9 protein-coding genes and 1 tRNA gene are annotated in these 7,984 nt (G+C 68.7%); 2 read left to right on the forward strand and 8 right to left on the reverse strand.

Going from position 1 to position 7,984, the window contains the following annotated elements; genetic code table 11:
- A partial coding sequence (locus F9K34_RS15220; RefSeq protein WP_291337972.1) for a TolC family protein occupies window positions 1-427 on the forward strand: 427 nt, incomplete at its 5' end.
- On the opposite strand, the gene F9K34_RS15225 is transcribed toward F9K34_RS15220, so the two are convergent.
- The 7 genes from F9K34_RS15225 to F9K34_RS15255 are packed head-to-tail and all read right to left on the reverse strand — an operon-like array spanning window position 385 to window position 6,537.
- Window positions 385-1,353, reverse strand: coding sequence for a hypothetical protein (locus F9K34_RS15225; RefSeq protein ID WP_291337973.1), 969 nt, complete (start codon window positions 1,351-1,353; stop codon window positions 385-387). The two genes, F9K34_RS15220 and F9K34_RS15225, sit on opposite strands and share 43 nt — an antisense overlap.
- Window positions 1,354-1,362: 9 nt before the next feature.
- Window positions 1,363-2,793, reverse strand: a complete 1,431-nt coding sequence (locus tag F9K34_RS15230) for an MBOAT family O-acyltransferase (protein WP_291337974.1) — start codon at window positions 2,791-2,793, stop codon at window positions 1,363-1,365.
- A gap of 52 nt (window positions 2,794-2,845) precedes the next feature.
- Window positions 2,846-3,409, reverse strand: coding sequence for a hypothetical protein (locus F9K34_RS15235; protein WP_291337975.1), 564 nt, complete (start codon window positions 3,407-3,409; stop codon window positions 2,846-2,848).
- A gap of 22 nt (window positions 3,410-3,431) precedes the next feature.
- The gene (locus tag F9K34_RS15240; protein WP_291337976.1) at window positions 3,432-3,989 is read right to left on the reverse strand and encodes a hypothetical protein; all 558 of its coding nucleotides are present in this window, start codon (window positions 3,987-3,989) and stop codon (window positions 3,432-3,434) included.
- Window positions 3,976-4,323 (reverse strand): type II toxin-antitoxin system MqsA family antitoxin, encoded by a 348-nt coding sequence (locus tag F9K34_RS15245; protein ID WP_291337977.1) that lies wholly within the window; start codon window positions 4,321-4,323, stop codon window positions 3,976-3,978. Before F9K34_RS15245 ends, F9K34_RS15240 begins: the two co-directional genes overlap by 14 nt.
- On the reverse strand, window positions 4,307-5,278 hold the full coding sequence (locus tag F9K34_RS15250; protein ID WP_291337978.1) for an alpha-ketoacid dehydrogenase subunit beta: 972 nt from the start codon (window positions 5,276-5,278) through the stop codon (window positions 4,307-4,309). The genes F9K34_RS15245 and F9K34_RS15250 overlap by 17 nt, the downstream gene beginning before the upstream one ends.
- Before the next feature lie 29 nt (window positions 5,279-5,307).
- Window positions 5,308-6,537, reverse strand: coding sequence for a thiamine pyrophosphate-dependent dehydrogenase E1 component subunit alpha (locus F9K34_RS15255; protein WP_291337979.1), 1,230 nt, complete (start codon window positions 6,535-6,537; stop codon window positions 5,308-5,310).
- Window positions 6,538-6,788: 251 nt separating this feature from the next.
- On the opposite strand from F9K34_RS15255, the gene F9K34_RS15260 reads away from it, so the two are divergent.
- A tRNA-Gly gene (locus tag F9K34_RS15260) sits at window positions 6,789-6,862 on the forward strand.
- A gap of 25 nt (window positions 6,863-6,887) precedes the next feature.
- On the opposite strand, the gene F9K34_RS15265 is transcribed toward F9K34_RS15260, so the two are convergent.
- The gene (locus tag F9K34_RS15265) at window positions 6,888-7,886 is read right to left on the reverse strand and encodes a hypothetical protein (RefSeq protein WP_291337980.1); all 999 of its coding nucleotides are present in this window, start codon (window positions 7,884-7,886) and stop codon (window positions 6,888-6,890) included.
- Window positions 7,887-7,984 lie beyond the last annotated feature (98 nt).

Genomic DNA, 7,984 nt, shown 5'->3' on the forward strand with positions numbered 1-7,984 from the left:
GCCCGATCTGCTCGCCGCGAAGGCGCAGCTCGACGCCGCCAATGCGCGCCGGCAACAAGCCTATGCGGAGTGGTTCCCGCGGCTGTTCGTCGGGGCGCTGTTCGGTCGCGGCAGTGCCGACGTCAACGACTTCAGCCTGGGTGCCGCGCGCTATACGAACGCCGCGGCTCTGCTGGCGATGCCGATCTTCAACGCTGGGCGGACGCAGGCGATCAACGAGATCGCCGAGGCCGGTCAGTCCGAAGCCGTGCTGCGCTATGAAGACGCCATCGTGCGGGCGCTTGAGGACGTCGAGAACGCGCTGGCTGCGGTCCGCAACCAGCGGCAACGCGCCGACACTTTGGCCGCTGCTGCTGCATCGGCCGAGGCGGCGTTCGGCCGCGCTCACCGGCCCGGCGCCAGCACGGGCCGTAGCAGGTCTTCATAGAGCCGCGCGACCCCGTCGCGATTGAGGTGATCGGTGTCGAAGTAGAGCGCGGGAAGGTCGAGTGCGGCGCTCCAGTCGTAGAGGGGCACGCCGAGGGCGGCGAGTCGCTCCTGCAAGGCCGCGTCGAATGCCGCCTCTGCGGGCAGGGCCGCGCGAAACGCCTCCGGCACCGGGAGCCGCGCCACCGTCACGGCGACCCCGAGGGCCCGGGCACGGGCGATCATGCCGTCCAGGACGCCGAGGTATCTCGCGATCGCGGCCGCCGAGGGCGGTTCGGGAAAGAGATAGTCGATGCGGGCCGCCGTGGCGTGGCGCGACGGCCGGAACCGGCGGTCGAAGGTATCCGCGCCGCGCCAGTCGTCGCGCGGGAACCGGTCCGGCGGGTTGAGTTTTGAAAAGGCGGTGGCGTAGTCGAGAAGCGCGCCGGGCGCGACGCCCTCCGTCGCCACCATCCCGGCCACGGTGGCGAGCGTTTCCACCCTGAGCGGCGTCCTGCGCAGGAGCTTGCGGTCGCCGATCCGCCGCTCGTTCCACTCGGCTGACTGGAAGGCGAAGGAATCGGCGACGTAGAGGATGTTCCTGACCTGCAGATCCTTCAGCGCCTGGCGCAGCGCGAAATCGCTGTAGAGCGGGCCCGCGCCCACTTCGGCCAGCACGATCATCGTCAGGCCGGTTTCGTCCCGCAACCGCGCGGGCACGTCCCCGTAGTCGAGCGGCAGGGCATGGGACGCCCCGAGCACGAGCCAATCGGCCTTGGCGCCCTGCGCCGCGAGCAGCCGCTGCATGGCCGAGTCTTTCCCCGCACGGCCGACGCGGAACTCCGCGACGGCGGCAGCGGCCAGGTAGAGCGCGGCAAAGACCGCGAGGAACGCGAGGACCCCGGCGGGGAGGGGCAGGAACGGCGATCTCTGGCGCAGGCTTTCCATCGGGGCCCTTCAGAACTGCATGTAGACGAAGACCTCGCCCTGCCACCGTCCGAGCAGGATCAGCGCGAAGAGGCAGGCATACCAGGCGCCCCAGCGGAGCGGGCGCGGCAGGGAGGCGAAGCGTTCCGCCGCGTCCTCGCGCTCCATCACCGCCTCAATCACGAGGAGGGCGGCGACGAGGGCGCCGAGAAAGATGTGCTCGGCGGTGAACGGATAGGCGGGAAGGAGCGACGGCAGGTCGGGAAGCGCCGCCCAGATCCGCGTCAGGACCGTCACGGCGACGCCAAGGTCGGCGGCGCGAAAGAACACCCAGCTGATGAGGATCAGGTGGAACACCAATAGGACCGCGAGGACGGTGTGGAGCTTGGCCGCCCACGATGCGCCCAGTCGCTTGCGCAGCCGCCGCCTCGCCGGGTTCAGCGCGCGCTCGACGAGGAGGTAGCCGCCGTTCAGCGCCCCCCAGACGACGAATCCCCAGCCGATGCCGTAGCCCAGCCCGGCATGCCAGATGCCGCTCAGCATGAAGACGACGAGGATGCCCGCATGCATCCGCCAGGGCTTCCGTTCCGGCCCGACGAGCGGGAAATAGACGTAGTCGCGGAACCAGTCGGAAAGCGAGATGTGCCAGCGCCGCGACCAGAACTCGCCCACGGAGCGCGAGAAATAGGCGCGGCGGAAGTTCTCAGACAGGCGGATGCCGAAGAGGTGAGAGGTGCCGCGGGCGATGTCGGTATAGCCCGAGAAGTCGCAGTAGATCTGGAAGGCGAAGAAGTAGTTCGCGAGGATCAGTTCGACCGGCACCGCGTAGGCGGGGATGGCATAGGTGCGGTCCACGAAGGGGGCGAGGTTGTCGGCGATCACGACCTTCTTGACGAGACCCCAGAGGATCAGCTGCAGGCCGGATGCCGCCTGCGGCCAGGTGATCGGCGTCCTTTCGACCAGCTGCGCCGCGAAGGGGCCGATCCGCTCGATCGGTCCGGCGAGGACCTTCGGGAACCAGGCAAGGTAGAGCAGTTCCTGCATATCGTCCGCGCGCGCTGCCACCGGGTCGCGGTAGCGGTCCGCAAGGAGCGCGATCGCGGTGAAGGCGTAGAAGGAAAAGCCCGCCGGCGAGGTGAGGCCGAGCATCGGCAGGGCCTCCAGCCCGGCGGCGATCGGATCGTAATATTTCAGCAGGCCCATCATGACGAGGATCGCCAGTGTGCCCGACCAGAGCGCGGCCCGCCGCGAGCCCGGCGATCCTGCCCGCAGCACGCGGCCCGCCACGATCACGATGGCCGCGACCATGGCAAGCGCGACGAGGTTCGGGAGGCCGAAACTGCCGTAGAAGACGAGGCTGGCGAGGAGGAGCCAGGGCAGGCGGAAGCGGACGGGCAGGGACCAGAAGACGAGGACCGCGACCGGCAGGAAAACCAGGAACTGGACCGAGGTGAACAGCATCTGGTGGCGCCTTGACATCCCTTCCGGGCCGCCTTCCGGGCCCCGGGGCCGCTCAGTAGGACGCGCCGCCGGCGCGGAGTTCGGGCGGGATCTGGTCGATCGGGATCCCGGCATTGAGGACGAGGTAGTCGGCCAGGGCCTCGCGCTCCGCCGGGGTCGTCGCGATCTCCACGTGGCTCGGCGAGTTCATCGTGCGCAGCCAGGCCTCGCGGGTCCGCTCCTGCGTGACGACGACGGTGATGATGTGGCAGGACTGGCAGAGCGCGAGCGCCATGTCGCGGCCGTCGCGCGGCAACGGCGCGTCGGCCATGAGAGGCGCGTTCGCGGCGAGGTAATGCGCCAGCGTGTCGGTCTGCCACTGGTCGAGCGCCGCGAGCCCCGGCGCCTCCGCGCGTGCCGCCTCGATCCGTCCGCGCCAGGTTTCCATGTCGCCGTTTTCACTTGCGACCGCATCCTCGAGGCGGGCGGAAAGCCCCTCGGCCCGGGCCGCCTCCAGCAACGTGCGCCCCCCGGCGGGAATGAAGGCGAAGACATCCTCCTGCGCGATGGCCGTGGCGCCATGATATGCTAGGAGCGTCGCGGCAAGGGCTGCGGGTCGAGGAAGGAACCGTGTCATGTCTGCGTCTCCCTGAGGCGCCTCAGAACCGCAGTTCCGGGGGCACGTCCGTGAACTTCAGCGGCATGTTGATCGCGGAATAATGCGCGAAGGTGTTCCGCTCGGCCTCCGTCATCGGGATCTCGGCGTGGAAGGGGGCCTTGAAGGTGCCGCGCCAACTCGTCTCGTCGCGGTCCTGCATCAGGTATCCCGTGAAGAAGGAGTGGCAGAACTGGCACTGCGCGATAGCGAGATCCTTGCCGTCGCGCGGCAGGCGCGCGGCGTCGCCGGTTTCCCCAATCGCCGTGGCGACGTCGGTCGCCACCGGGAAGTTGAGCGCGGCATAGCCCGCGAAGGTGTCGCGCGCGGCGTCGGAAAGGGCCGGTTCCCGCGTGCGCGCCCATTCCGCCCAGTCCGTGGCGCTGGCCTTGCGAAGCGCGGCCTCGGCGAGCGCCTTCGGATCGCCGCCGACGATCTCCAAAAGGATCGTTCGCCCGCCCGGCGGCATGAACGGATAGGCGGCCTCCTCCGACCTGACGCCGGCCGCGACGCAGATCAGCGCGGCGAACGCCGCGGTTGCCGGCAGGTCATTCCGGCGCATTGCCGCCCCCGTCGCCCGTGGCGGACCCGCCCGGCCCGCGCGCGGGCTCGAACGCGAAGACCGGAACCTCCAGATGGTGAAGGGCGCGTTGCGGCGGGAAACCGGCCCCGCGCATCCGGTCGAGCGCCAGGGCGGTGTCATCGTCGTAGAACCGCTCGCCGCACCGGTCGCAGACCAGTGCCGGGATATCCTCCACCACGACGAGCCGCCGGCCGTGCCAGAGCGCGGTGCGGACCCTGTCGCGGGCAAGCCGTCCCTTGCCGCAGGAGGTGCACGGCGGCAACTCCTGCGGGGCGGCGGCTGTGCCGGAGGCCGGGTCAGCCGACCAGCGCACGGGCCGCCCCGGCGATACCCTCGACGCTCGGCCGCATCCAGAGGAACATCTCGGGCGATGCCGGCGGCGGTGCATCGGGGAAGGCGACGCGCTTGAACCTGGCGCCATCCACATTCTCTGCGCACCGGGCGATGACCTCGGCGCCGGGGCAGAGCGTGTAGTAGGACTGGTCCACCGTCAGCAGCCGCTTGGTCTTGGCGACGGAAGTCACCAGCGTCTCGGTGTCCATCTCCTTCAGGATGCGAAGGTCGATCACCTCCACGCCCATGCCTTCGGCCTTCAGCACCTCGGCGGCCTCCAGCACGCCGGGCATTCCCCCACCCGAACTGACGATGGTCAGGTCGCTGCCCTCCAACCGAACGGCGGCCTTGTCGAGCGGCACCTCGTATTGCTCGTCCGGCACCTCCTCGGTCAGCGTCCGTAGCCCGGCGGGATAGAGATAGACCACCGGATCGGGCGACCGCAGCGCCGCCACCATCAGCCCCTTCGCGTCGTAGGGCGTGGAGGGAATGATGGTTCGCACCCCGGGAATGTGCATGTAGTAGCTGTCTTCCTCGTAGCAGGAATGCTGCCCGGCGAAGCCCGGCGTCTGGCCCGTCATCTCGATGATCCAGACCACCGGCATCGAAGCCTTGCCGCCGGTCATGCTGCGCAGCTTGCCGGCGACGTTCTGGATCACCTCGAAGGGGATAAGCGCGCCCTGATAGGGGATGTAGGTCGCCGATCGCGACCCCGCGAGGCCGGCGCCGAGGACGGCCGAGGCCATCCAGTTCTCGTCGATGCCGGTATTGACCACGCGCTTGCGGCCGAACTCCGTCTCGAGATTGATCACGGGCATCCCGGGGTTGGAAGCGACGGGCGGGGTCAGTTCGAAGATCCAGGTCAGTGCCGGATCCGCCCGCATTTCCGCCTGGACGGCCTCAAGCACCGCATACATCCAGCTTTTCTCGGTCATTGTCGTGTCCTTTCAAGATCGGGGGCGGATCAGCCGAACTGGCGCGGCACTACCGTGCCTTCGGCGAAGACATGCTTCAGCCCGTCCTCGGGTGTGCAGAGCGGTTGCGACAGGCCCCATTCGAAGGCCGCCTTGATCTCGGCCTTGACCTCCTCCTCGATCGCCGCCGCGCGGGCCTCGTCAAGGATTCCCCAGTCGACGAGGATGTTGCGCGCGATGTCCACCGGGTCGCGCTGCATCCACGCCCGGACCTCGCGCTCGGGCCGGAACGAGGTGATGGCGAGCGGGTCGTAGCCGAAGGCGCCCAGTTCGCCCTGCTTGGCCCCCGGGGCACCCCAGTGATTGTAGTAGCGGTAGGTCTTGGCCTCGATGAAGGTCGGCCCGCCCCCCGCCCGGGCACGGTCCACGGCTTCCTTCGCCGCGTTGTAGACCTGGGTGACGTCCTGTCCGTCCACGGTGCGCGCCGGGATGCCATAGGCTGCGGCGGCATCGGCGATGTCGGTGTGAGGGCAGGAGTAGGAGTAATGCGCGTACTGGTGATAGAGGTTGTTCTCGCACACATAGATCAGCGGCAGGTCGAGGAGCTTTGCGTTGTTGAGCGTGGAGTGGAAGTGCGGCGCCGCATAGTTGCCGTCGCCGGCGAACACCACCGCCACCTGGTCGGAGCCCCGCGCCCGGAAGGCGAAGGCGGAGCCGGAGGCGATGACCGGGGCCGGACCAATCATCCCGTCCGCGCCGATGAACCCGACCGCCGGGTCCGAGATATGCATCTCGGCCCCGTAGCCGCCGTTCATGCCGGTCGCGCGGAAATCCATCTCGGCCACCATCTTCGGGATGTCCACGCCCTTGGCGATGGCATGGCCCGAGGGCCGGTGCGAGGAATAGACGAGGTCGATCTGGTCGAACGGCCCGCTGTTGCGCAGGGCCGCGCAGACGCCGGTCGCGACGGCCTCCTGCCCGGCGTAGAAGTGGTTGTATCCCCGGTACTCCGGGTTCCCGAGCATCTGGTCGGCCTGGGTCCTTTCGTGCCAGCGGATATTCAGGATCGTGCGGTACATGTCGACAAGCTTGTCGTCCGGCAGGTCCATCGCGTGATAGCCGATGGCGCCGTCCGCCATGGCGCGGCGGGCCGACATCGAAACCGACACCGCCGCCCCTGACAGTGCGGCGAATTTCAGGAAACCGCGGCGGCTTGCCGACAGGGGGTGCCCTTCGCCTTCCCGCGGGTGGGTGACGTCTTGTCCGCTGCTGTCTGTCATGCTGTCCTCCCGAGTTAAGAGCTTGCCGGGGGAAACTGCGGCTTCCGCCAGCATCACGGGGAAGCATGGGCATGACACGACGCACTGTCATTGACGCGCGTCAGTGTGGGTAAGCTTCCGCCCGTCTCCGGGGGCGCGGGCATCGGCGCTCCGGCGTTGGCGGAGGCGGTGCCGGGCGCATCGGCTGACCGGGCAGCCGATGCGACGTCTTGACCTCGGACCCGCGCTGGCCTAGGTCAGCCTCAGCCCGGGCGGGTATGGTGAAATGGTATCATGAGAGCCTTCCAAGCTCCAGGTGCGGGTTCGATTCCCGCTACCCGCTCCAGGAAGCCCCGCGCAGCGATGGCGCCTCAGAATCGCGCGGAATAGTCCGGTTCGCGGTTCCTCGGCCCGCCGAGGCCGCGCTGGAGCGTGAAGTTCTCCGCCTCGTTGTCGGCAAGCAGCATGTTGCCCGAGCAGTGGTCGATCCAGATCCGCGGGATCCGGCCGCGCTGGCCGTCGGCGTTGCGGACGCGGTTCCCGGTGACCTCGAAACCCCTCACGTTGTTCAAGTGGATTCCGTTCGGGCTCGTGGTCGCGACCTTGTTGTCGCGGACGATGACGTTGGCATAGGGGCCGCCATGGAAGCTGATCCCCTGCATCTTCGCGCGCAAGGGATTGTCGGGCCGCACTGTCCATTCCACGAGCACGTTGTCCTTGACCACGAGCCCGTTGAGGAGGCCCGAAGTCTTGAAGGCCTGGAAGGCGTCGGAGTGGTTCGCGTCCACCTGCATCGCGTCGGTGGCGCGGTTGCCGATCACCACGCAGTTGTCCTCGGTGGCGCGGAAGGCGTCTCCCGAGAAACCGAAGATGAGGTTGCCGAAGATCTCGGAGTTCCTGCCGCTGACCCCGTAGCCGAAATTCACCCCGATCGCGGCGTTGTTGCGGATGACGCTGTTCGGCCCTCGCAGGAGCGCCGCACCGATCTTCGCCTCGGTCCAGTCGGCGAGCGTCCATTTGGCGTGGTTGTCGCTGTCGGCGCGGCCGCGGAAGAGCGTGTCGGAGACCTCGATCCCCGCGCAGTCGGGATAGGCGTGGATCAGATAGAGTTTGCGGTCGACGCGCGGCACCGGCGCGAGCGGCCACATCGTCAGCCCTGCGAAGGCGATGTTGGCGCAGTCGCCGAGGATGAGCTTCTCGAAATGTGCCGCGCCGGGCTTGGCGGCGCGGAGCGTCACCGTCGCCTCCGGCCGTATACCCGCGAGCCGCACCTCGCCGAACTGGCCGTTCAGCTCGATCGTGTCGCGCGGCCCCGCCTTGCGGAGCATGGATTGAAGGTCGCGGGCGTTCTCGGCCGAATGGGTCGTCACCTTGTCCTCCGTCTCCGTTGCGCCGGGGCCGGGCGTCGCCCTCAGCCTAGCCGCAAGCCCGCCCGGGCCGCAACCCGGGCGGGCTTGCGGCTAGGCTG

This window comes from Albidovulum sp. (assembly GCF_008933605.1).
Lineage (GTDB): Bacteria > Pseudomonadota > Alphaproteobacteria > Rhodobacterales > Rhodobacteraceae > Albidovulum.